Raw genomic sequence first — 22,388 nt, forward strand, 5'->3', positions numbered from 1 at the left:
GCGGCATACCGCCTCTCAACCCGGCACCCGAGTGAGGGGCGGCCAGCGGCGCAACCATCCGCCCACACCATCGGCGGGAGCAGTGGCGACTTGCTCGAATGCGGCAAGGTCTGGCTGATCCGCAGCACCCACCGCCACCGGGTGCCCGACGATACGCAACATGGGCAGGTCGTTGAGGCGATCTCCAAAGGCCGCGAAGTCGCCGAGCCCGATCCCGGCAGAATCGGCGAACTCGCGTACGACGTTCGCCTTGGTGGCGCCACCGGCGAGGATCTCGACCGGGCCGGGGACGCCCTGAGGGTTGGAGTGCGTGACGGTCAGCCGAGGAAACGCCGCCAGGATCAATCGGACTAGCTCGGCGGTCGGCAGGTCTGTTTTCACCAGTAGCTTCAGTAACGGTCCGGAGCCGGTCAGGAGCGAGAATATCGGCGCCTCGACTGAGTCGGGCCATCGATCGGTCGCTGGCCAGTAGGAGTATCGCGGTTCGTAGCCGAAGTGGGTTCCGTATTCGACGGCGAACGCGGCGTCAGGCAACAGCCGGCGAATGTGCGTAGTGACGTCCAGCGCCTGTGCGGCGGTCAAGGCGTGCCGCACCATGACGCGCCCGTCGGGTGCCACCGCCTCCGCGCCATTGCAGGCGTACGTGCGTTCGAACAGCGCGACCACGTCGGGTACGTCGTCGAGACAGCGTGACGGGCGTCCAGTCACCAGGACGCGCCGGACACCGAGCCGGCCCGCCTCCACCAGTGCCGCCACGTCGGACGGGGCGATCCGCCCTCCGGTAGGCACCAGGGTGCCGTCGAGGTCGCATGCCAGAGCCTGGATCATCTCGTCACCGCCCTGGCCCACCACAGCATCAGGTATCGAGACACCGAGTACGCGGCAACGGCTGGGCCGTCCTGCCGGATGGCGCGACGGCCTATTCGTGCAACCTTACGGAGCTCGTGACGGGCGGTGAACCGAGGGAGAATCCCCAATCGCTCCCCGCGTCGCTGCCCGCCGCCGTAGCTACGGACACTTGCCAGGTCCTGCCGGATCGACAGCGGCTTGTGCACGATCACGCCGTCGGGCTCGAAGACGACCGGTAGCCCTGCTTTGCGGCGCCGCAGCTCGAAGTCACGGTCCTCGCGCCAGGCGAGCCGGTCGTCGAAGTGCCGGCCATCCATGCGGCCCACGATCGCCTTCGGGTAGAGCAACGGCGGGCTGTACGCATTAACCCGCCCAGTGAGCAGCGGATCCTCGCAGCAGCGCCGGGCGCGGGCAGTGAGCCGGGTCTGCCAGCCGGTGCCCTCGAACTCGACGCGACCCTTCACCATCCGCTCGCCGTCGGCGTGCTTGAGCATGGCGGTGAGTGCTCCCTGACGGAACACGCAGTCGGAGTCCATCAGCAGCACCCAGTCGGTGTCAGCGGCGGCGATCCCCGCGTTGTAGGCGGTGCCGATCCCTGGCTGCTCGCACACCACCAGGCGTACGTTGCCGCGGCAGACATGCTCGAGTAAGCGTAGGAACTCCGGTGTGGACCCGTTGGCGACCACCACCGCGGGAATGTCGACATCGATCGAGGCGAGACAGCGGAAGACCAGCGGGTCGTCGCGAACTGGGATGACCACGGTGACGTCAGTGTTCATCGGTAGCCTCCTCGAAGGCGCGGACGAAGATCTCCCGTACAGCGCCGGCGTCAACGTCGGTGATCACGGTGACCTCTGGCACCGGTGGCTCGGCGGGAACCAGACGGCCGAAGTGCGGCGGCTCGGTCAGCGCTTTCAGCCGTAGCGTCCGTGACTGCCGTATCACGTCGGGGCGCAGGTACAGCACTGCGGCCACCACATCCCACATCAGCGAGCGGCCGGTGTAGGCCGCAGCGACCGCCTTGCCGAAAGCAGACCCCGAGGCGGCCAGACGCTCGATCTCCGGCTCGCCGAAGTCGACGGTGGCGGTGACGTCCAGCGGAACCACGGTGACCGAGCGCCAATTGCCCGCCAATGCCACGTTGACCGCCTCGGCATCGGCGAACGCGTTGAATTCGCTGAACGCCGTCATGTTGCCGGTTTCCAGGCTGCCGCCGCAGAAGAGGAGATCGTGCCGGGCGAGGGAGCCAGGTGCGGTGCCGCGGCAGGCCTCCGCCACGTTCGTGAGTGGCCCCAGGGCGAGGACGGTCGCCGCCCGATCACCGGACAGCCGACCGGCGATGTCGGCGGATGCGGGACCCATGTCATGCCGGCTGGCGGCGAACAGTGGCCCGTCGGCGGCCAGGCCGGCCACATAGGCTCCCCTGGGCAGCGCCTCGACTGCGGCTCGCAGAGCGCTGGCGCGGTCGTGTGTCCAGTCGAGCGGCACGGCGGCACCGGGGGAGACTGGTACGGGGAAGTTCTGCCGGCCGAGAGCGGCCGAACGTTGCGGGGTCGTGTTCCCGAAGATGGTCGTCACCAGATCCGGGACGCGGCCCGACGCGAGCAGGAAGTGCAGGGCGAAGGCGTCGTCGTTCAGTTCTTCCAGGTCAGTATCGACAATGAGCATCGGCAAGTCCTCTCGCTTGGCTCAGGGCATCGGCACAGCCTCGCGGGCTGTCGCGCACGGCTTCCAACGCGTCGTCGAAGGGCAGGAACTTCACGGCCGACACCGTCTCCGCCTCCGGCGAACTGTCGGCCGAACCTCGCGGCTGCCCGACCTCATCGATGAGCACGAAGCCCCACAGCCAGGCCTTGAGCGGGAACGGTGCGTAGTCGCGATAGGGCACCCGGTGGTAGCTGAGCCCGACGTGAGCGGCGAACCAGTGCGGCCGGGAGGCGGCCAGCACGCCCGCCTCTTCGGCCAGTTCTCGCAGCAGACATTCCTCGGCCGGCTCGTCACGCTCACGCGTACCGCCAGGGAGCAGCGCCCTCCCGTCGCCGTCGACGCAGACCGCGACCCGGCCGTCGCGGTGGCAGGCAACCGCACGCGTGCCCTGAACCAGTTCGGAAGGCGGCAGCACGGTGGTGAACCGGACGACCGACTGCGCCCAGCTCCAGTGCTGCAATGGCGACTCGCTCATCGTGCGGAGACTCCCAGCGCTCCCGCCAGGTCCAGGCGGTACGGCGTGAACACCTCGGCGGCCGGTACGCCGAATCGTGCGCCGTTGACCATGTCCGCGGCCTGTACGAACTCGATCGATCGCGGGTGCGGAGGCAGACGTAGCTGAAGTGAGTACTTGCGCAACGCCTCGATCTTCCGCTCGTGCACGTCGGTCACCTCGATGAAGGCGGGGGTGACCTTGGGTTGCGCGCGCCACTCGTCCTCGGGACCGTAGAAGCCCAGGACGTTGGGCGGTGTGTGGCTACCGATCCCACGCGGACGGCAGGCAGCCAGCGCTGCGGCGTGTACGACCTGGTGGTCCTGGTGGTAGGCGCCTTCGGCGGGGATCAGCACGGTGTCGGGGCGAACCTTGTCGATAGCGTAGGTGCAGCCACTTTCCAGCAGCGCGACCAGCAGCGCCTGCCGGTCGTGCAGGGTGTGGTGCATCGACGGCTCGAACACCACCTCGGAACCGGTGGCGCCGAGTGCCTTGCACGCCGTGTGGAACTCCTCGGACCTGTTGGCAGGCCGTTGCTCACCCAGATCGCCGGTGTTGGAGCCGTGGCAGACCACCGCGATGATGTAGACCTCGATGGAGGCGGCGGCGAGTGCCGCGATCGTGCCGCCGCAGCCGAGCGTTTCGTCGTCGGGATGGGGTGCGATGACAAGAACGGTCATGACAGTTCCTCCGGGATGTACTGGAAGTCGAGCGGACGGACCAACTTGGCGCCGGCCGCGTACCGGAAGTTCTCGGCCGGCAGCGGCTCGCCGGACACCAGGGCGCGCAAGTAGGTCTGCACCAGCCCACCGCCGCTGAATTGCGAAAGCGCGCAGCCACCACCGAAACGGACGTTCACCTCGGTCAGGCGTGGGCCTTCCGGAGTGAGGAACCCCTGCACACAGCTGGGCCCGGCGAACCGAAGATCACCCAGGACCCGCATGATCGCCTTCTCCAAGTCCGCGTCGGTGAAGGCTTCGGTGACGGTGGACATCCCGGCTCGCGTCCGGTGTCGCAGCCGCAGATGCACCAGCGACGGGCCGTCCGCGTCGGACACGCAATCGGCGGAGAACTCCGGTCCGACCAGGTGCTCCTGCACCAGAGCGTCAGGACACGCCCGCAGCGCCCGCCGCATCTCCTCGGGGGTCCGGCACACCTCGACACCCCGCCCCCCCGCTGCCGGTGCGTGGCTTGACCACGACTCCCGCCGAAGGGAACTCGCCGTCCGAACCAAACCGGCGGGGAGCCAGTTCGGGCACGCGGGCCTCCAGGAACTCGGCGAATCGCTGTTTGTCCAGACAACAGGCAACGATGTCGTCGGCCGGCAACCACACCCGCACCCGTTCGCGTACGGTGGCGGCCGCGGCACAACCCAGCCGGGCGATCTCAGCGTCGACGTTCGGGCTCATGCACGTGATGTCGTGACGGCGGCAAACCTCGTCGAACGCGTCCAGGAAGTCCGGATCCTTGGCGTGCGGCAGAAGCACCGCGCGACTGGGCTCCAGCAGCAGTGCGGGAGTCTGCGGATCGGTGTCGCCCCAGAGTGGGTCGAAGCCCAGGTCTCTGGCCAGGAGCCCAACGGCGTAGCCGGAGGCGCCCCCCATTCCGCTGACCAATAGGCGGCCCAACGTCATTCCTTCCACTCGTGCCGGTCGACGAATTCCAGGACACGCGCGCGGTAGGACGTGTCACGCCCCGGTACCTCGTTGGTGACCTGGCACCCGACCTCTAGGAAGTGCTTGACGCCCCGCCCCGCCAACTGGCCGCGGCGGGTGTGGTTGTCGATCGCGTATTCGGGGATCCGCGGCGAACGCAGCCCTTCGGTCATGACGTGGTGACCCCACATGCACATGTCCTCGGTGGTCATGTCCTTCGGTGACTGGCACAGGTAGCGCACGGCCTGCGCGACGAACAGCCAGCCCTGCTGCTCCGCCCAGGGCTGGCGCAGGCACTGGGCGCGCAACGTCTCGACGATCACGGGAGCCAGGAAGGTCCCATCGTTGACGTCGGCGGAAGCGATGAAGACCAGGCGCTCCCAGAGGTGATGCGCGAGTTCCTCACTGGTCTCGTACATCTCGCGGGCGATCAGCAGGCACTCCTCGGTCTCGCTGCGCCGTACGTACTTCTGCAGAGCGGAGATCAACTCGTCGCAGGCGAGCCCGCGCTTGCTCACCGTCGACGCCCATGGATCGTCCTCATAGCGGCGAACGGGCATGTTCACAGTCCTTTCAACAGCGGCGACAACACGGCATCGAGTACGGTTCTCCCATTGCGCACCGATGATGGATCCAGCGTCCTCAGGCGTTCCGCCCAGCTTCCGGTCTCCCACAAATGAATGCAGTAGGAATCCTTCAGCTCGCCTTCGTCCAGGCCGCCTGCCTCCGGTGGATAGAAAAGGCGCTCACAGCTGGCCCGGCGCCAGTGCACCGGATAGAAATAGTGTGACGGGACCAGGGATACCTCCTCAGGATGCTTCTGTGCGAGGTACTTGGGATAACGGGTGGAAATTTCGCCCCAGAATTCATCGAAACCCTCAGAACGAAAGCCCTGCCATTCCGAGAGTTGCGGGTCGTATCCCTCGATCCACCGTCGGATGAACGGCGCTCGCGGCCGGGACAGGATGACCGCCGGGCACAGCGCCAAAGTGTCTTCGAAACCGAGGATCGTGTCGGCCGGATTGTCCAACAGCTTTGTGAATGGCCGGATGGTGATGACGTCCAGGTCGAGGAAGATGCCCCCCTCACGCTCCAGGGTGTCCAGCCGGATGGCGTCAGCGCGGTGCGCGGGATGGTGGAACGTGCAGTTGAAGGCGGCCTCCGGGGTGGTGGTGACGCGGACCTCGGCGAGTTCGGCTGCGGCATCCCACCAACGGCCGCCAGGCGGCTGCAGGACGTGGATCACCACCCGGTCGGGGTCGCCATAGTGCACCGCACTGGCTACCGCCAGATAGTGCACGAATGAGAACGGCAACTCTGAACTGCCGGTGGAGGTGAATGCGAAGTGGATGACATTCGGTACCACTGAAAGAAACCCTTCCTGTTAGACACGTGGTCAGGCAGGACGGGGCGCGCGATGTCTGGCAGGACCGCTCAGATTGCGGCGAAGATGAGCTGCGCAGATCGCTTCCCCCGTGATCGGCATCGATGTCCACTGTAGCGAGACCCGATCTCGGTGCAACCCCGGCACCGCGTATCCGAGGCTCTTCTGTCGCGCTGAGCAGTACCTCTACAGGTATTTTCCGGAATCCGAAAAAGATCTTTTGTTAGCGTCGTCCTCGACCTGGGTAACAACGGCCAGCTCTGGAGAAGACCAAAGGGGGATTTGATGCCCATCGCATACGGTCAGGTACTACGCATTCCCGGAGCAGCAGCCTTCTTCGCGACCACAGCGTTCGGTAGGCTCGGAGTCTCCATGTATGGCCTGAGCGTGATCCTGGCCGGGGTGGAGGGCTACGGCAGCTACGTGCGCGCCGGCCTGGTCGGCGGAACCTTCGCAGCCAGTGAGGCCATCGGCGGCCCTCTGGTCGGACGCCTCATCGACCGCCGTGGTCAGCGTGTCGCGCTACCAGTCGTCGCCGTACTGCACCTGCTGGCTATGGTCGCCCTGATCATCGCGCTCGCCCGTAGTGCGCATCCCGTCGTGGCTATGCCTGCAGCGGCACTGGCCGGTCTGACCGTTCCGCAACTCGGCGCTCTAGCCGCCGCGCGCTGGAGCCATCTGCTGCACGGCGACCGGCGGATCGAGGCGGCCCTGTCGCTGGAGTCGCTTGCCAACGATGTCGCGTTCATCGTCGGACCGCTCGCCGCCTCGACCGCAGTGGTCGCACTCTCCTCCACCGGCGGCTTGGCAACCGCGTGCACGCTGGTCGTCGTTGCCAGCGTGTTGCTGGTCCTCCAACCGCGGACTATGCCGCCGGTCAACAACCATGACGGTGAACCGCGCGGAAGTCTCTTGTCGGTCAGCCGCGTCCGGACGCTGGTGCTGACCATGGGGCTGGTGAACGTGATCCTCGGCCTGCTCTTCGGCACCACCCAACTGGCCGTGACCGCGCTGGCCAGTGCCGACGACGCGCTTGGTCTCGCTGGCGTCTACTACCTGACGCTGAGCGTCGGCAGCCTGGTCTCCAGTGCCGGCTACGGCATGATCACTTGGTCGGCACCGATCTGGCGTCGCCTCACCGTCTGCGGCCTTCTGGTCGCCACCGGCGGAACCGTAGCCGCCTTGGCCCCGCACCCCGTACTGGACTTCACCGCCCTTTTTGCCGTCGGGCTCGGGGTCGGTCCCGCCATCATCATCACCGGCACCCTCATCGAGAGACACGTCGGCAGCGGCCTACTCACCCAATCATTCGCCCTCATGTCGGCGTTGAGCGCAGCCGGCATCGCCCTGTCCGGCCTGGTCGGCGGCATCGCAGTGCAGACCCATGGGCACATGGGCGGTTTCGCGTTGCTGTTGGTGTACGGGTTGAGCTTGTGCCTGATCGGCGCCGCGGTCCGCCGGCTCGACGTTCGAGAACCGGCCCCGACATCAACCCGGTGACCATCCCCGGACAGCTTCGCGGGTTTAGGTCTGACAATGCGGGCCATACGAGTACTGCCTAGAGTCTTGGCGCCGGGAAAGAGCATGCCCGACGGTCGAGCCCGCAGCAGTTCCAGAAACGATCCACCGGTCGCTCCACGGTCGCTCGGATGTTCCGCACCCCGGTCGGACGTACCCGGACAGGGCCGGATTACGTCAATCTGAAGCCCTTCGAGTCCGCCGAACGTGCCACGGATGAGGCCGGACGTTGCCGGATGGGGCCGGATTGTGCGAGTGTTAAGTCCGATTCTCAACCTGGCTGAAGACTGTGCGCCGCTAGGGACTTTTAATCCATAGGTTCAGGGTTCGAGTCCCTGGCGGCCCACTATTTGACCTGGTCAGTACTGGTTCGCCGGTGCTGGCCGGCTCTATTTCTGGGGCACGACTTCCAGGGGGCATGATGACCGGGCGCGTGATCGCCGAGCGGCTCCTGCTCGTCGACATGGTCGACCGGTGGTTCCACCTGGACGAGCCGACCTTCATCGGGGCCGGGCAGGCGTACTGGGTCGACCGCTCCAACGACGAACTATGCGTGGACCGCGGCGACGGCCGGGTGTCCCGGCACGCCGGCGCGATGTGCCGGTAAATCAGTGATCAAGGCGATGTTCAAGGCTGTGGCGATCGCTGAACATGGCTGATCCTGCCGTTGCGGCTTCCCGATGACTTGAGATCACCGGCAGCGAGTGCCGCCGCTCGGCGCACAACGGCGAGTGGCGCAACAGGCCCCGGATCGGATGACGCGAGGGACCGCGACGGGAATGGCATGGTAACGCCCCTCGTAATGATCGTCCCGTCGCCGGGCACGGGCCTGGCACCGAGTGGATCGCCCGGTGGCACCGCTCGCCGATGCAGTGGATGCGATGAGGGAACTCAGATGTCGAACGTCACCCGGAACCTCGCTACTAAGATCACGCTGTCCGCGGTCGCCTCGGCGGCGATCGTCGGCGTGGGTGTCGCCGCTGTGCAGGCCGTCACCTCCCCGGCGACCGCGACGAGCGACGTCCGCGCCCTGAGCACCGTCGATATGAACAACCCCGGGCCGAACGTGATCGTCTACGGCACCGCGAACAACCCGGGCCCGGATCGTCTCTCCTGAAACTCAAGCATCATGCATTCATCCCCGGCAGAGTGCCGACCTTTCCGCCTCTTGAGAGGAACGCCCAGCATGTCCCGATCGGCGGCGCCCCGACCCGTCGAAGGCCGCCAGTCCGTGGGGTATCGGTGAACGGAGTCGCGCGACAGGGCCTGTCCGTTCAGCTGGTCTCCCGGCCGGAGGGCGTTCTGGAGCGTGGGCACTTCGCGATCGTCGACATGCCGGCACCACATCTGCCGCCGGGATGGGTCCTGGTGCACAACCGATATGTGGCCCTCGACCCGCATCCCGCCGCTCTGGCAGCCCGGCACTGGCCCCTGCACCGAGCCGTCTCGGCCGGCTCGCTGATCGGCGAGGTGGTCGCGTCCCGGAGCGCCGACCTTCCACCCGGTTCTCTGATCGCCCATCGTGGGGGGTGGAGCACCTATTCGGCGCTGCCCCGGGGCGGTCACTCGACGCGGGTGCTCCGGCCGCCGGCCGGGGTGCCGGTCGACGCCTATCTCACCGTTCTCGGCCTGCCGGGACTGGCCGCCCACGTCGGCCTCACCAGTGTTCTGAAACTTGGCCCCGGCGAGTCACTTTTCATCGCCGGGGCGGCTGACCCGGTGGGCACCGCCACCGCCAGGATCGCCCGGATGCTCGGCGCTTCCCGGATCGTCGGCGGGGTGACCTCGCCCGGGGGTGCCGGCATGGCCGCCCAGCAGTCGTGTTTCGACGCCGTCTTCGAATCCCGCCCCGGTCAGGGTGATGGGACCGGATCCCCGTTCCGGCACGCCGGTGTGGACGCCGCGGTCGTGGGAGGTGCCGGAACATCGCTCGCCGACGCCCTGCACTGGGTCCGGGATCTCGGCCGAATCGCCTGGCTGCATGGCTCGCCGGCCCATCCCGGCGATCGTTCCGCCGCGCTCGATCTGTCCCCGGTCCACCGGCGCGGCATCCGGGTCGAGGGCTTCGGTCTGCAGCACCACCTTCACCGTCTCAAGGAGATCGAGCATCAGTACGTCGACGAGCTGAGCGCCGGGCGGCTGCATCCGGGAAAGAGTCTGGAGGTCGATTTCGATCGCCTGGTCGACGTCCTGATCGACGCCACGCGGTCCGGTTTCCAGCCGGCGGACACGTACCGTCTGGTGGGTTGAACAGCCCCGGACGCAGGCTTTTCCCATCCATCGTGGCCTTTCTCCCATCGATGGCGTACCGCTGCCGGGGTCCTGTATAAAAATCTCTGAACCAATCATGACCTGGGCGGAGTCATCACTGCATACGGGTTGCGGTCAGAGCTGACGGAGAACTCAAGTTAGATGACACGCCTGGTCCAACGGGGGACGTGACCAGGGGGAAATCACGTGGATCAAGGGCCGATAGCCTTCGCTACGCGATCGAACGTACGTTTCGCTGTGCTCGGCTCCTTCGAGTGCTGGGCCGACGGAAATCCCATCAACTTACGCGGTCCGCTCCAGGAGCGCCTCGCTGTCTATCTGCTACTCAACCGTGACCGGGTCGTCCCGGTCTCCCGCCTGGTCCCGACGATCTGGGAGGACGGCGGCCCGGACACAGCCGCTCACCAGGTCCGGAAGATGGCCTCCGACCTACGCAAGCGCGTGCCGGGCATGACCGACATGCTGGCCACCTCGGGCGTCGGCTATCGCATGAGAATCCCCGAAGACGCACTTGACCTGGGTATCTTCAACGCGGCACTCAACGATGCCCGCCGCGCCACCGAGGAGGGCGATCTGCGCTCGGCTGCCGCGAAGCTGCGCATCGCTCTGGATCAGTGGCGCGGGCCGGTGCTCGGCGGTGAGGGCGGACCGGCGATCGATGCGATGAGCATCGCGCTGGAGGAACGCCGGCTCACCGCCTTGGAGCAGTTGTTCACGATCCGCCTCGAACTCGGCGAGGCCAGCGGCCTGATCGGCGACCTGCGGGAGACCGTGGACGCCAGCCCGGTCCGGGAATACCTGCGTGGGCAGCTGATGCGAGCCCTGTATCTGTCCGGTCGGCAGGCTGACGCGCTCGCCGAGTTCCAGAGCATTCAACACCTGCTCAGCGACGAGCACGGCATCGAGCCGGGCGCCGAACTCGTCGACCTGCACCAGCGGATTCTGCGCAACGACCCCAGCCTCAGCGTCTCCGGCGAGGGTCGCCGGGAGTCGACGGCGCTGATCTCGGCGCTGCCGCCGAATGCTGAGACACCCGGTGCTCCCACGACACTTCCGTACGACCTGCCCGACTTCACCGGCCGTCAGGAGGCGCTCGACGCCGTCTGTACGGCGGGGCAGCCCACCCGGTTCGGGCCCAGCCGACTGCGCATCGTGTTGATCGACGGGATGGCCGGCAGCGGCAAGACCTCGCTGGCCGTCCACGCCGCGCACTTCCTGCAGGAGTCCCATCCGGACGGCCAGATCTATTTGGACCTGCAGGGTTTCTCTCCGGATCGCAGCGCCGTCGACACCCATCAGGCGCTCGGCGTCCTTCTCGGCCTGATGGGCATCCCCGGCCACGACATCCCGGCCCGGCCGGAGGAACGTGTCGCCCGGTGGCGCGCGGTGACCGTCAACCGGCGGATGCTTCTCGTCCTCGACGACGCGGAGAGCGCCGCGCAGATTCGCGAACTGCTGCCCGGATCATCGGACAGCACCGTGCTGGTCACCAGCCGGATCCGGATCAAGGGAATCGACGGCGCCCGCGCCGTCTCACTGGATGTGCTCTCTCCGTCGGAGAGCCTGGCACTGCTCGAGCGGGTGCTCGGCCGGGAGCGGGTGGCGGCCGAGTCGGAGGCGGCGATGCGCCTCGCGGACCGATGCGGGCATCTTCCGCTGGCGTTGCGGATCAGTGCCGCCCGGCTGCTGAGCCGTGACCACTGGACTATCGCCCGGCTGGCGGATCGGCTCTCCGACGAGTCCAGGAAGCTGGTCGAACTCTCCGTGGAGGACCGCAGTATCCGGGCCTGCATCAACTCCTCGCTGGAAGCACTGCGGCCGGAGGTGCTCCGATCACTGCGTCATCTCTGCCTGCACCCGGGTGACGACATCGAGATCCATGCGGCGGCCGCACTGACCGGCCTCGACGTCTACGGCACCGAGGACATCGTCGAGCTGCTGCTCGACAACCACCTGATGGAGCCTCAGCGAGCCGACCGGTACACCTTTCACAGTTTGGTCCGTACCCATGTGCTGGAGCAGTCGAATGACCCGAAGGGGGAGGCGGCCGCCCTTGAACGCCTGGTGAACTACTACCGGAGCGTGATCGGGCGGGCCGCGGACGCCGCCTTCCCCGGGCGCAGTCGCCTCTCCCTGGTCCTGCCCGAATATCGGGGAGCGCTTCCCGAGCTGACCGACCGTAACCGGGCTCTGGCCTGGATCGATGTCGAATACCGCAACATCCTGCCGGTTCTGGCCGAGGCCGCGCGTCGCGGCATGCACGGCCAGGTCGTCGAGGGCGTCCGCAACCTGATCTACCACCTGCACCTGCGGGGGCGTAACGACGCGTTCATCGATGCGGCCGACCTCGGTGTCAACTCGGCCCGGCAGATCGGCGACCCGACCTCGCTCCGCATGAGCCTGGTCAACCTCGCCGTCGCCTACTGGCACCGCGGTGATCTCCAGGCCGGCCTGGTACGGCTGCACGAGGCCCTGGACGTGGCCACGGAGGCCGGCGACCAGGCGGGGCAGGCGGTGTGCCTGAGCCGTCTCGGCACGTTCTATTCCACCGTGGGCGATTTCCGGCCCGCCGTGGACCACCTCGAGCGCAGCCTCCTGATGCATCAGGAGGCCGGCAACCTCAAGGAGGTGGCGGAGGCCCGGTTCCACCTCAGCTGGATCTTCAATGTTCTCGGCCGCCACGGCGAGGCCGTCACACAGGCCGAGGCGGCCGTCGCCGTCAACCGGGAGCTGAGCGACCCCAGCACCCTCACCATGGCGCTGGTCAACCTCGGCACCGCGCAGACCGGGCTGGGCCTGCCGCAGGAGGGGCTCAAGACGCTCAGCGAGGCGCTGGAGTGGGAGAGCCGGCTCGGTGGGTCGCTGTCCACCGCGATCATTCTCGCCCGCATCGTTGCCGCCTGCCGGGCGACCGGTGCCCACGATGCGGCCGCGCAGTTCGCCCGGGAGGCGGCCGAAGCGATGGAGGCGCCCAACACCTCCCCCATGGATCGCGTCACCGTCCTGGATCTGCTCGGCGATGACGCATTTCGGGAGAACCAGCTCGACACGGCCCGGCAGCTGTTCACCGAGGCCGTCGAACTGAGCCGCAAGCTCGGCCTGCGCTACAACGAGGCCTGGGCCATGGCCGGCCTGGCCGCTGTCTCGGCCGCACTCGGCGAGGTGGAGGCCGCGCGGCAGCTCCGTGACCGGATCGAACCGATTTTCGAGGAGATCAGCTTCCCGGAACAGTTGCGCCGGCGTTTCTGAGGTCGGTGCCGACGCACCGGCTGACCTGCGGGGACCGTACGGGTATCGCCGGGGGAACGCGCCGGGAAGACGAACCGGAAGCATCGACGGAGTCGCACGGCCAACCCTCACCAGGGATCGGCTCCGTCTTGTCGGAGGGAAGACAGTGACCATCCGGGTACTCATCTGTGACGAACTACCAGTCATCGGGGACGGTCTCCGAACCCTGCTCGACGCGGTCCCGGACATCGATGTCATCGGTACGACCGACAACGGCATGGAAGCCATCGTTCTCGTACGCACTCAGCGGCCGGATGTCGTGGTCACCGACCTCAACCTGCGTACGATCTCCGGTCTCGAGATGATCCGCCGGGTCGCCAAGGAGGACACTCCGCCGAACATCGTGGTGTTCACCGAGTCGGACGCGGACAGGACCGTGAGCGATGTGCTGCACGCCGGCGTGAGCTGCCTGCTCGGTAAGGACGCCCGGCCGCAGGAACTCATCACCGCCATCCAGGCGGCCGCCGCCGGGCAGACCGTGCTGGCACCGAGCATCGCGCAGCGCCTGGTCCACTGGTTCCGGGCCCAGCCGCAGCCGCAGGAGGCGCTGACGCACCCGGGCGCGGACGAGCTGACCACCCGGGAGCGGGAGGTGGTCCGGATGGTGGCGCGGGGCATGTCCACCGAGGAGGTGGCTCGCGAACTCGTCATCGGCGAGGCCACGGTCCGGACCCACGTCTACCGGGTGCGCACCAAGCTCGGCGTCCGCGATCGCGCCGAGCTGGTGTCCTTGGCCTACCGCACCGGGCTCATCCAGGAGGATGAGCCCTTCGGCGGCGACCGCGTCCTGGCACCGGCGGGGGCGCGAACCCGGTGATCCGCTACGCCCTCGCCATCGCCGCGGCCGGAAGCCCCGGGCCGACGGCGGTGGCCCGGGCCGCCCGGACATACTCGGCGCCGACGATTCGCCACAGCGCCGCGGGATCGCCGTACCGGGATGACTCGGCGGCGGCCAGCCGGAAGTAGCGGTGCAGACCCAGTTCCGCGGTCATCGCGCGGACCCCACAGCTCTGCATGCTCAGCCGTACCACCTCCCGTGCCGTTTCCGCGGCCATCGCCAGCGCCATGATCGGCTCGGTACCGACGGTGCCCGGCTCGTTGTCGGCCATCCAGGCGCTCCGGTATACCGCCGCCCTTGTCGCGCGTACCGCCACCATGGCCCTGGCCAGCGGGAACGAGACTGCGGGCAGGTCTCTCAGCCGCACGTCGAACTGTCGGCGGAAGCCGGTGTACCGCACCGCGATCCGATGCGCGCCGTCGGCGATTCCCAGCAGGTAGCCGGCCTGCCGCAGCCGGGCCCGGGCCAGCGCCCCGGCGGCCAAGTGGTCCAGCTCGCCGACCACGTCCGCCGGGGCGACCGGGGTGGCCGCGAACCGGGCGACCGGCGGCCAGCACTCGGCGTGCACGGTGACCCCGGGCGCCTCTCTCGGGACCGCGACGAGAACCGGTCCGCCGAAGCCTTCGGCAACCGCCACCAGCAGCAGTACGGCCGCCGGATCGTCGACGGTGACCGCGCCGGTCAGCTCCCAGCCGTCCGTGGACGCTTCCGCGGCGACGCCGTGCCCGGTCCCGAGCGTTTCCAGTCCGGCCAGGCCGACGCCGACGCGATGGCAGCCCACATCGGCTGCCATCGCGTCGGCCCGGTACGGGTTCCCGCACGCCGCCCGGCCGAGTTCCTCGCTGACCAGAACACCCGCCGTCAGGCCGAGGTCGAGTCCACCGGCGAAAGCGGGCCGTTCGAAGTCTGCGACACCCAGCTCGTCGAGCACTGCCCGGGCGGGGCCGGATCGGCCGTCGAACACCGGCGCGCCGTGCACCTCCGGCCGCACGGGGACCGCCGCGAGCGCCGTACCCAGCGCCTTGCGGACCTCGATGAGCAGGGGGTCAGGGGTCAGGTCCATGTCAGTGCTTCTCCTCTCCGACGGAGTCGAGCGCGGCGGCCATGATCTGCAGCATCACTTCCGAGGTCCCCGCCGACAGCGTCAACCCGGGGGCCTCCCGGTAGGCCGAGTCGAGGGTCACCGCTGCCGGGGTACGGCTCGCCCGCTGCGCGGGACTCGGGATGTCGACGGCCCACCCGGCGATGCTCTGCGCGAGCTCGCTGCTGTGGTACTTGGCGACGGCGGCGGCCACCGGATCGACCCGGCCGGTCTCGATCCCGGTCAGCACCTCCCAGGCGAGGGTGTGGTCGGCCGCGAGAGCCCCCTGGAAGCGGCCGATCGTCTCCAGATGGGCGTCGCACGTGGTGTTCGAACCATCGGTCAGCGCCGCCAGCGCGGCCGTCAGCCAATGCTCGCCCTTGAGGAAGTAGTCGAGGCCGGTGCGTTCGATGGTGAGGGCCTCGTTGAGCAGCGGCCATCCCTCGTCGCGCGGCCCGATCAGGTCCGCATCGGGCACGTACACCGAATCCAGTTCCACCTCGTGGAAGTGCTCGTCGTTGATGCCCGGGATCACCGACACCCGCACACCCGGAGCGTGCATGTCGACCAGGAACAGACTGATGCCGTGGTACTTCCCGGCGCCGGTGGACGTGCGGGCCGCGCAGAGCCCCAGGTCGACGAACCGGGTCTTGAGGCTGAACACCTTGGTGCCGGTGATCCGGTACCCGCCGTCGACCGGCTCGGCCACGGTCCGCAGCGCGCCGAGATCCGAACCGGCGTCCGGCTCGGTGTAGAGCACCGACGCGAAGCCCTCGCCCCGGGCCAGCCCGGGCAGGTGCCGGCGCTTCTGTTCCGCGTCGCCCGCCATCAGGATGAACTGGCCGACGATCTGAATGGTGTTGACGTGCAGGGTGTCCGGCACTCCGGCGCGTACCAACTCCTCGGCGACAATGGCGGCGTCGCTCAGGGACCGGGCCTGCCCGCCGAATTCGACCGGCCAGTGCGTGGCGAGGAGTCCCCGTTCGCCGAGCAGGCGATAGAGCGGGCGGCCGTCCGGCTCGACACCGTCCGCGCCGGTGGCAGCGACCGCCGCGGCACGCACCTGCTCGGAGCGCAGCGCCTTTCGTACGCTCGCCCGGAACCGCTGTTGATCCTCGGTGAATCCGAACCGCATGGAGGTCTCCTCAGGAGGCGAGCGACTCTTCGATCGCCGCGACGACCCGGCTCAGTGCCGGTTCCGCGAAAAGGGTGTAGTGGTCGCCGGGCACGCTCTCCACCCGGAACCGGCCGGTGCACACGCCGCGCCACTTCTCGGCCAGGGCGGTGTCCGGCCCGGCGGCCAGCACGGTGACTGGCCCGCCGTACGGCCCCGGAGGGCGGTAGGCCTGCATCGACTGGGCACAGGCCCGGAAGGTCTCGTAGCGGGCGGCCAGCTCCGGCTCGGTGAGCGCCAGCTCGACACCGAGCGCCCGCAGTGTCTCGCCGGCCTCGGTACGGCCCGCGGCCGGATCCTCCGGGACCGTGCGCACCGCCGCATCGTCATGTCCGGCCAGCCGGGCGACGTCGTGGACGAACCGTCGACGTGTCGTCGGCTCGTCGATCGGGTGGGTGTCCTCGTCGGGGTCGGCGTCCAGCAGCACCAACGACGGTCGGCTTCCGGTCAGCTCCTCGATCTGCCGGGCGACCTCGAAGGCCAGCACGCCGCCGTACGACCAGCCGGCCAGGCACCACGATTCCGGCGGGCCGGCGGCGATCAGCGCCCGTACGATCCGGCCGGCGGTCGTCACCATGGCGTCCGCGGGGTCCACGGCGGCGTCGGCCGGGTCGGCGGCGAACCCCACGACCTCGACGCCGGAACGCAACGCCCTGATCACCGGCATGTAGCAGAAAAGTTCGCCGCCGGACGGATGCAGCAGCACCAGGCGCGCCGGGCCGCCCGCGCGCATCACCACCGATGCCCGGGCGTCCTCGCCGCCGGTGAGGCCGCGCAGCGTGTCGACCGACTCGCCGTCGGCATGCCGGGTGGCCCGGGCGGCGTCGACGGTCGCGGCCAGGTGGGCGACGGTGGGCGAGACGAAGAAGTCGCCGAGCGAGATCTCCACCCGGAACCGCCGCTTGATCGCCGACATCAGCTGGACGGCCTGCAGACTGTTGCCGCCGGCCAGGAAGAAATCGTCGTGCACGCCGAGCCGGCCGGTCCGCAGCAGCGGAGTGAGCAGGTCGTGCAGGAGAACTCTCTCGGTCCCGGTGCGGGCCTCGCCGGCCGGACCGGCGCCGCTGTCGGTCCGGTCAGGCGCCGGCAGCCGGCGGTGGTCGACCTTGCCGCTGCCGGTGAGCGGCAGTTCGTCCAGAACCACGAAATACGACGGGATCATGTACGACGGCAGGAGCGCCCGCAGATGCTCGCGGATCGTCGGCACCCGCTCCACCGTGACGCCGGTCAGGTAGCAGACCAGGTGCTTGTCCCCGCTGTCGTCGGCCCATGCCCGTACGCTGACCGGCCCCACGCCGTCGAAGGTGGCCAGTGCCGACTCCACCTCACCCAGTTCGATGCGCAGGCCCCGGATCTTGACCTGCTGATCGATCCGGCCGAGGAAGACGAGCCGTCCGTCCGGCAGCCGTTTCACCAGATCGCCGGTCCGGTACAGGCGGCCGCCGGGCGCGGTGCCGAACGGATCGGGGATGAACTTCTCCGCGGTCAGCTCGTCCCGGTTGAGATAACCGCGGGCCAGGCCGGCCCCGCCGATCACCAGTTCCCCCGGCACCCCGACCGGCACCTGACGCAGCTCGCGGTCCAGCACATGGGCTACGTGGTTGGCCATCGGCAGACCGATCGGTGGTGAGGTGTCCCAGGTGCCCGAGCACTCCTCCACGATCATCGTGACCGTGCACTCGGTCGGTCCGTACCCGTTGAACAGGCGCCGGCCCGGGTTCCACCGGTTCACCAGCTCACCGCTGAACGCCTCGCCGCCGACGAACGCGATCCGCAGGTCGGTGAACCGCTCGGGGGTGAGCAGCGGCATCACGGTCGGCGGCAGGTCGATGACGGTGATGCCGGATCGCTCCATCAGCGCCTGGATCCGGTCCACGGACAGGCGTTCGTCCTCGGTGGCGAGGTACAGGCGCGCACCGGTCAACAGCGCGGAGAAGATCTCGAAGACCGAGACGTCGAAGGTCACCGACGCGAACCCGAGGATCCGGTCCTTCGGCGTCATCTCGAACAGTTCCCGGGTGGAGTCGGTGAAGGCCACCACTCCGCGGTGCTCGATCAGCACACCCTTCGGTTTTCCGGTGCTGCCGGAGGTGTAGATGACGTACGCGACGTCGCCGGGCTTCGCCAGGGGCGCGGGATCGTGGTCCGGCATTCCGGCGAGTTCCGCTCGCACGTCGTCCAGCGTCAGGACGGGCACGCGCACCTGGCTCACCGCCGCGGCCACCTCGGCGTGCGCGAGTACCGTGCACAGGCCCGCGTCGGCGGCGATCTCCGCGACCCGGCCCGCGGGATGCGTCGTGTCGAGCGGCACGTAGGCGACGCCGGTCTTGAGGATCGCGAGGATGGCGACGATCAGGTCGAGGTTCCGGCGCAGGCACAGACCGGCCCGGGCGCCCGGCGTCACGCCGCGCTCGCGCAACAGGGCGGCGAGCCGGTTGGCGCGGGCGTTGAGCTCGGCATAGCTGGTCTCGACGCCGGCGACGACGACCGCCACGGCGTCCGGCGTCTCTCGTACGCATGCCTCGAATTGTTCGACGATGGTGGTGTCCCGGACCGGGCGTGCCCGGCCGTGGGCGGACTCGGCAAGGAGCCGCCGGTCGGCGGGGCTCAGCATCTCCGCCGCTGACAGCGGGTCGTCCGGTGCCGCGGTCAGGGTCCGCAGCAGTCCGTCGTAGTGACGGACAAGTCGGGCGATGCTTTCCGCGTCGAACAGTGCGGTGTCGAAGTCGACGGCGAGTGTCGCGCTACCGCCGAGGACATCCGGCCCGGTCAGGCGCCAGCTCATGTCGAACCGGGAGACACCGCCGTGGATCGTTTCGAGCGATGTGACGAGTCCGGGCAGCGTCGGCACGGGAGCCGGGGCCCGTACGTCGAACAGGATCGGGAAGACCGGTGGGCGGGACGGGTCGGCAGCGGCGTCGATCGCCTCGACGAGCCTGCCGAACGGCAGGGCGTGGTGCTCGGACGCCTCTTCCGACACCCGCCCGACCCGCCGGACGAGTTCGCGGAAGGTGGGGTCGCCCGAGACGTCCACCCGCAGGGGCATCAGGTTGGTGAACTGCCCGGCGACCGCGGACAGCGACTCGTGCCGGCGGCTCGTCACCGGGTATCCGATGACCAGGTCGTCAAGGCCGGAATAGCGCCGCAGCAGGACGAGGAACACAGCCCGGAGGACATCGGCCGGGGTAGTGCCCTCCTCCCGTGCCAGCCTGCCCGCCTGGTCCAGGCCGTCGGCCCCGAGCGTGAAATCGGCACCCGCACCGAGCCCGTTCCCGATGTCACCGCGAGGGCGGTCGGTCGGGAACTCCAGCGTCTCGGCGCCCGCCAGCGTGGCACGCCAGTAGTCGACCTGATCGTCCAGTTCTCCGCTGTCGGACCCGTCCTTCCGCCAGAGCGCGTAGTCGGGGTACTGAACGACGCGCTCCGGTGAACGCGCGGCGCCTCCGGTGAGGGCGGACCGGTAGAAGTCCGCGAGATCCCGCGCGAGCACCCCCAGCGACCAGTCATCGCAGACCATCCGGGATACGTCGAGCAGGAACAGGTGATCGTCGGGGCTGACCCGGATCAGGGCCACCCACCAGGCCGGTGCCCGCCCCGGATCGGGCGGCGTACGGACCAGCCGTTCGGCGAGAGCCCTGGCCGCGCTGAGCCGCTGCTCGTGGTCGGCGCCGTCGACATCGGTCAACGGCAGCTCGACCGGAATCTCGGCGGCGACCACCTGTACCGGTACGCCCTCCCGCCGTACGATCGTGGTCCGCAGCGCGTCGTGCCTGGCCACCACCGCGGTCAGTGCCGACCGCAGGGCCTCCACATCGAGGTCTCCCCGGAGCCGGACGCACAGCGGCTCGCCCGGCACGGAGCCGTCTCCGGCCCGCTCATCCAGAAAGCGGAGGGTCTGCTGTTCCGTCGACAGCGGTACCGGGCCCGTGTCCCGGCGTGGTGTGGGACCCCGTCCGGCCGCGGCTTGCGCCTGGGCCCGGAGCCGGGCGAGGAAATCCGCGCGGCGTGACGCGGGCAGTGCGGCCAAGCGCTGGCTCATATCGGTCACCTGCCGGCTCCCTTCGGTTGCGGTATCGCGTTCAGAGGTGGCCCGAGCGGACGGGCAGGTGCGCCAGTTCCGAGATGGCGATCGTCAACACGTCGATGCCGCGCTTGAAGTCCGACAGCATGATGTGCTCCTCATCGGAGTGATCGAGACTGCTGTCGCCCGGCCCATAGGTGGCCATCGGGACGTCCCAGACCTCGGCCAGGGTGTTCATGTCCGACGTGCCCGTCTTGACGACCAGGCGAGGCTGCGCGTGCAACCGCCGGATACCCGAGGCCAGGGCGCGGACCACCGGATCGGCGCGCCCCACCCGGCAGGCCGTGACCGCGTTCAGCACCTGTAGTTCACCGGCCGGCAGCCGCTCGCGCAGCCCGAGGAGCAGATCCTCGACATCGAACCCCGGCGGAATGCGGACGCTGAGGTCCACCGTCGCCGTGGTCAGGTCGGCGTTGATCTGGCACAGGGTCGCGCCCGGCTGGTCGAAGGCGCCGTGGCCGGCGTCCGGCCCGAGCAGCTCGGTCAGCGCGTTCCAGCAGACCACGGCCAGCTCGGAGGCTTTCGGAGCCGGGTTGCTCGGATGCGTGGCCGGGCACCGGACGGTGTAGCGCAGATCGAGCTTCCCCTTGTAGCCCAGTACCACGCTCGACCAGCCGCTCGGTTCGCCGACGACCAGCGCGTCCGGCCGCTCGAAGGTGTCCCGGATCTCCATCGCGCCGCGGGATCGAGGCGTCTCCTCCTCGACGACGCCGATCACCACGAGCCGGCCGCGGAAGTCCACCGCACCGGCCGCGGCACAGATCATCGCCGCCAGCGGGCCCTTGGCGTCCACCGCGCCGCGGCCGTAGAGCCGGCCGTCGAGCGGGCGGACCGGAAGCACGCCGGGCACGGTGTCCATGTGCCCGAGGAGCATCACCGTCGGGCCGGCACCGCGTTCGATGACGCCGACGACGTTGCCCACGCCGTCGATGTGCGCCCGGAATCCCAGGTCGGTCATCGCGGCGACGAGATAGTCGGCCAGGTCGCGCTCGTGATACGAGACGGAGGGAATCTCCAGCATGTTGCGCAGCAACCCGATGGCGTACGTCTCGGTGACGCTGCCGGAAGACGTGAACGCCCAGTTCATCGTTGCGCCCGTTCCAGTAGGTGATCGACGATGTGACCCGCGACGTCCACCTCGGAGGCGAGCGCGGATTGGAATCCGGTGAACTCGACCCGGTGGTTGACCTCCAACACCAGGAGCCGGCCGTCCCGGTCCTCGATCAGGTCCACTCCGGCGATGTCGGCCCCGACCGCGGCGGCGGCATCGATCGAGAACTTGTTGATCTCCGGGGTCACCTCGCACGGCCGGGTCTTCCCGCCGAGCGCGACATTGGTGCGCAGCGCCTCCCCGGTCCGGTAGACGGCGCCCAGCACCTGGCCACCCACCACGACGGCCCGGATGTCCCGGCCCGGTTTGTCGATCAGCTCCTGCACATACCCGAGGTGTGACTGCGGGCCGGGCAGTGCGGCCAGGTACTCCAGAACTCCCTCGGCGCTGACGCGGTCGGGCAGGTGTGCGACGAGGCGGCCCCAGGAGCCGACCAGTGGCTTGATCAACGCCGGGTATCCGATGGCTTCCAAGGCGTCGAGGGTGGCCTGGGGTGTGAGAGCGAGCGCGGTGCGCGGAGTCGGCACCGCGGCCGCTTCCAGTGCCGTCGTGGTGCGCCATTTGTCTCCGCACACCTCGGTGGCGTCCACGCTGTTGACCACCTCGACGCCCGCCGAGGCGAGACAGCGGGCCGCGTACGCCGCCCGAACCTGCCCGATCTCCCGGTTCAGCGCGACGTCCCAGGGCAGACCGCCCGGTCCCGCCCGGAACCACAGCCGGCGGGTGTCGACGTGTTCGAACGGAACTCCGCGCCGGTCGAGAGCGTCGAACAGCCGTTTCTCGTCTGCGCCGACCCTGCTGGCGAGCACCGCGATCCGGCTCTCGCCTGGGCGCTGGGATGTCGCTGACACGTCGTCTCCGTTCCTGGGCACTGGGCATTACCGCGACCTTGCCTGGAAACGAAACTACGACGCGTTCAGCGCCCCGAGCGTCCTCGA

General features: G+C 68.9%; 20 protein-coding genes and 1 tRNA gene. 7 read left to right on the top strand and 14 right to left on the bottom strand.

Going from position 1 to position 22,388, the window contains the following annotated elements; all coding sequences use genetic code 11:
* Window positions 1-15: 15 nt before the first annotated feature.
* The 9 genes from ACQ0O7_RS40830 to ACQ0O7_RS40870 form a co-directional block, all read right to left on the bottom strand.
* Window positions 16-828: an HAD family hydrolase gene (locus ACQ0O7_RS40830; protein ID WP_430791065.1), complete on the bottom strand. Its 813-nt coding sequence runs from the start codon at window positions 826-828 to the stop codon at window positions 16-18.
* Complete coding sequence (locus ACQ0O7_RS40835; protein ID WP_430791067.1) at window positions 825-1,628, bottom strand: glycosyltransferase family 2 protein; 804 nt, start codon at window positions 1,626-1,628, stop codon at window positions 825-827. Before ACQ0O7_RS40835 ends, ACQ0O7_RS40830 begins: the two co-directional genes overlap by 4 nt.
* Window positions 1,618-2,517, bottom strand: coding sequence for a nucleoside hydrolase (locus ACQ0O7_RS40840; protein ID WP_430791069.1), 900 nt, complete (start codon window positions 2,515-2,517; stop codon window positions 1,618-1,620). The genes ACQ0O7_RS40835 and ACQ0O7_RS40840 overlap by 11 nt, the downstream gene beginning before the upstream one ends.
* Window positions 2,498-3,031 carry an NUDIX hydrolase gene (locus ACQ0O7_RS40845; RefSeq protein ID WP_430791071.1) on the bottom strand — a complete coding sequence of 178 codons (534 nt, stop codon included), beginning with the start codon at window positions 3,029-3,031 and terminating at the stop codon, window positions 2,498-2,500. The genes ACQ0O7_RS40840 and ACQ0O7_RS40845 overlap by 20 nt, the downstream gene beginning before the upstream one ends.
* On the bottom strand, window positions 3,028-3,729 hold the full coding sequence (locus ACQ0O7_RS40850; protein ID WP_430791073.1) for a PIG-L deacetylase family protein: 702 nt from the start codon (window positions 3,727-3,729) through the stop codon (window positions 3,028-3,030). The genes ACQ0O7_RS40845 and ACQ0O7_RS40850 overlap by 4 nt, the downstream gene beginning before the upstream one ends.
* A complete protein-coding gene (locus tag ACQ0O7_RS40855) occupies window positions 3,726-4,205 on the bottom strand; it encodes an ATP-grasp domain-containing protein (RefSeq protein ID WP_430791075.1) in 480 nt (159 codons plus the stop codon). Before ACQ0O7_RS40855 ends, ACQ0O7_RS40850 begins: the two co-directional genes overlap by 4 nt.
* On the bottom strand, window positions 4,156-4,536 hold the full coding sequence (locus ACQ0O7_RS40860) for a hypothetical protein (protein WP_430791077.1): 381 nt from the start codon (window positions 4,534-4,536) through the stop codon (window positions 4,156-4,158). Before ACQ0O7_RS40860 ends, ACQ0O7_RS40855 begins: the two co-directional genes overlap by 50 nt.
* 143 nt (window positions 4,537-4,679) lie before the next feature.
* Window positions 4,680-5,264 carry a hypothetical protein gene (locus tag ACQ0O7_RS40865; protein WP_430791079.1) on the bottom strand — a complete coding sequence of 195 codons (585 nt, stop codon included), beginning with the start codon at window positions 5,262-5,264 and terminating at the stop codon, window positions 4,680-4,682.
* Between the two features lie 2 nt (window positions 5,265-5,266).
* Window positions 5,267-6,070 carry a glycosyltransferase gene (locus tag ACQ0O7_RS40870; RefSeq protein ID WP_430791081.1) on the bottom strand — a complete coding sequence of 268 codons (804 nt, stop codon included), beginning with the start codon at window positions 6,068-6,070 and terminating at the stop codon, window positions 5,267-5,269.
* Window positions 6,071-6,373: 303 nt separating this feature from the next.
* Between ACQ0O7_RS40870 and ACQ0O7_RS40875 the strand changes: the two genes are divergently transcribed.
* The 7 genes from ACQ0O7_RS40875 to ACQ0O7_RS40905 all read left to right on the top strand — a co-directional run bounded on the left by ACQ0O7_RS40875 (window position 6,374) and on the right by ACQ0O7_RS40905 (window position 13,982).
* Window positions 6,374-7,588: an MFS transporter gene (locus tag ACQ0O7_RS40875; protein ID WP_430791083.1), complete on the top strand. Its 1,215-nt coding sequence runs from the start codon at window positions 6,374-6,376 to the stop codon at window positions 7,586-7,588.
* A 257-nt stretch (window positions 7,589-7,845) separates the two neighbouring features.
* Window positions 7,846-7,952: transfer RNA gene (locus ACQ0O7_RS40880), tRNA-Lys, on the top strand.
* 75 nt (window positions 7,953-8,027) lie between these two features.
* On the top strand, window positions 8,028-8,213 hold the full coding sequence (locus ACQ0O7_RS40885; protein WP_430791085.1) for a hypothetical protein: 186 nt from the start codon (window positions 8,028-8,030) through the stop codon (window positions 8,211-8,213).
* A gap of 288 nt (window positions 8,214-8,501) precedes the next feature.
* Window positions 8,502-8,723, top strand: a complete 222-nt coding sequence (locus ACQ0O7_RS40890) for a hypothetical protein (RefSeq protein ID WP_430791087.1) — start codon at window positions 8,502-8,504, stop codon at window positions 8,721-8,723.
* A 125-nt stretch (window positions 8,724-8,848) separates the two neighbouring features.
* A complete protein-coding gene (locus tag ACQ0O7_RS40895) occupies window positions 8,849-9,856 on the top strand; it encodes a hypothetical protein (RefSeq protein ID WP_430791089.1) in 1,008 nt (335 codons plus the stop codon).
* Window positions 9,857-10,294: 438 nt separating this feature from the next.
* Window positions 10,295-13,126 (top strand): BTAD domain-containing putative transcriptional regulator, encoded by a 2,832-nt coding sequence (locus ACQ0O7_RS40900; protein ID WP_430791091.1) that lies wholly within the window; start codon window positions 10,295-10,297, stop codon window positions 13,124-13,126.
* 145 nt (window positions 13,127-13,271) lie between these two features.
* Window positions 13,272-13,982 carry a response regulator gene (locus ACQ0O7_RS40905; RefSeq protein WP_430791093.1) on the top strand — a complete coding sequence of 237 codons (711 nt, stop codon included), beginning with the start codon at window positions 13,272-13,274 and terminating at the stop codon, window positions 13,980-13,982.
* A gap of 4 nt (window positions 13,983-13,986) precedes the next feature.
* Here ACQ0O7_RS40905 and ACQ0O7_RS40910 read toward each other — a convergent pair whose 3' ends face one another.
* The 5 genes from ACQ0O7_RS40910 to lysX are packed head-to-tail and all read right to left on the bottom strand — an operon-like array spanning window position 13,987 to window position 22,301.
* Window positions 13,987-15,066, bottom strand: a complete 1,080-nt coding sequence (locus ACQ0O7_RS40910; RefSeq protein WP_430791095.1) for an acyl-CoA dehydrogenase family protein — start codon at window positions 15,064-15,066, stop codon at window positions 13,987-13,989.
* 1 nt (window position 15,067) lies between these two features.
* Window positions 15,068-16,219 (bottom strand): acyl-CoA dehydrogenase family protein, encoded by a 1,152-nt coding sequence (locus tag ACQ0O7_RS40915; RefSeq protein WP_430791097.1) that lies wholly within the window; start codon window positions 16,217-16,219, stop codon window positions 15,068-15,070.
* A 10-nt stretch (window positions 16,220-16,229) separates the two neighbouring features.
* Window positions 16,230-20,297, bottom strand: a complete 4,068-nt coding sequence (locus ACQ0O7_RS40920; RefSeq protein ID WP_430791099.1) for a non-ribosomal peptide synthetase — start codon at window positions 20,295-20,297, stop codon at window positions 16,230-16,232.
* Window positions 20,298-20,337: 40 nt separating this feature from the next.
* The gene (locus tag ACQ0O7_RS40925; protein ID WP_430791101.1) at window positions 20,338-21,426 is read right to left on the bottom strand and encodes a M20/M25/M40 family metallo-hydrolase; all 1,089 of its coding nucleotides are present in this window, start codon (window positions 21,424-21,426) and stop codon (window positions 20,338-20,340) included.
* Window positions 21,423-22,301 carry a lysine biosynthesis protein LysX gene (gene lysX / locus ACQ0O7_RS40930; protein WP_430791103.1) on the bottom strand — a complete coding sequence of 293 codons (879 nt, stop codon included), beginning with the start codon at window positions 22,299-22,301 and terminating at the stop codon, window positions 21,423-21,425. The genes ACQ0O7_RS40925 and lysX overlap by 4 nt, the downstream gene beginning before the upstream one ends.
* Between the last annotated feature and the right edge of the window lie 87 nt (window positions 22,302-22,388).

Source organism: Actinoplanes sp. G11-F43, assembly GCF_050589265.1.
Lineage (GTDB): Bacteria > Actinomycetota > Actinomycetes > Mycobacteriales > Micromonosporaceae > Actinoplanes.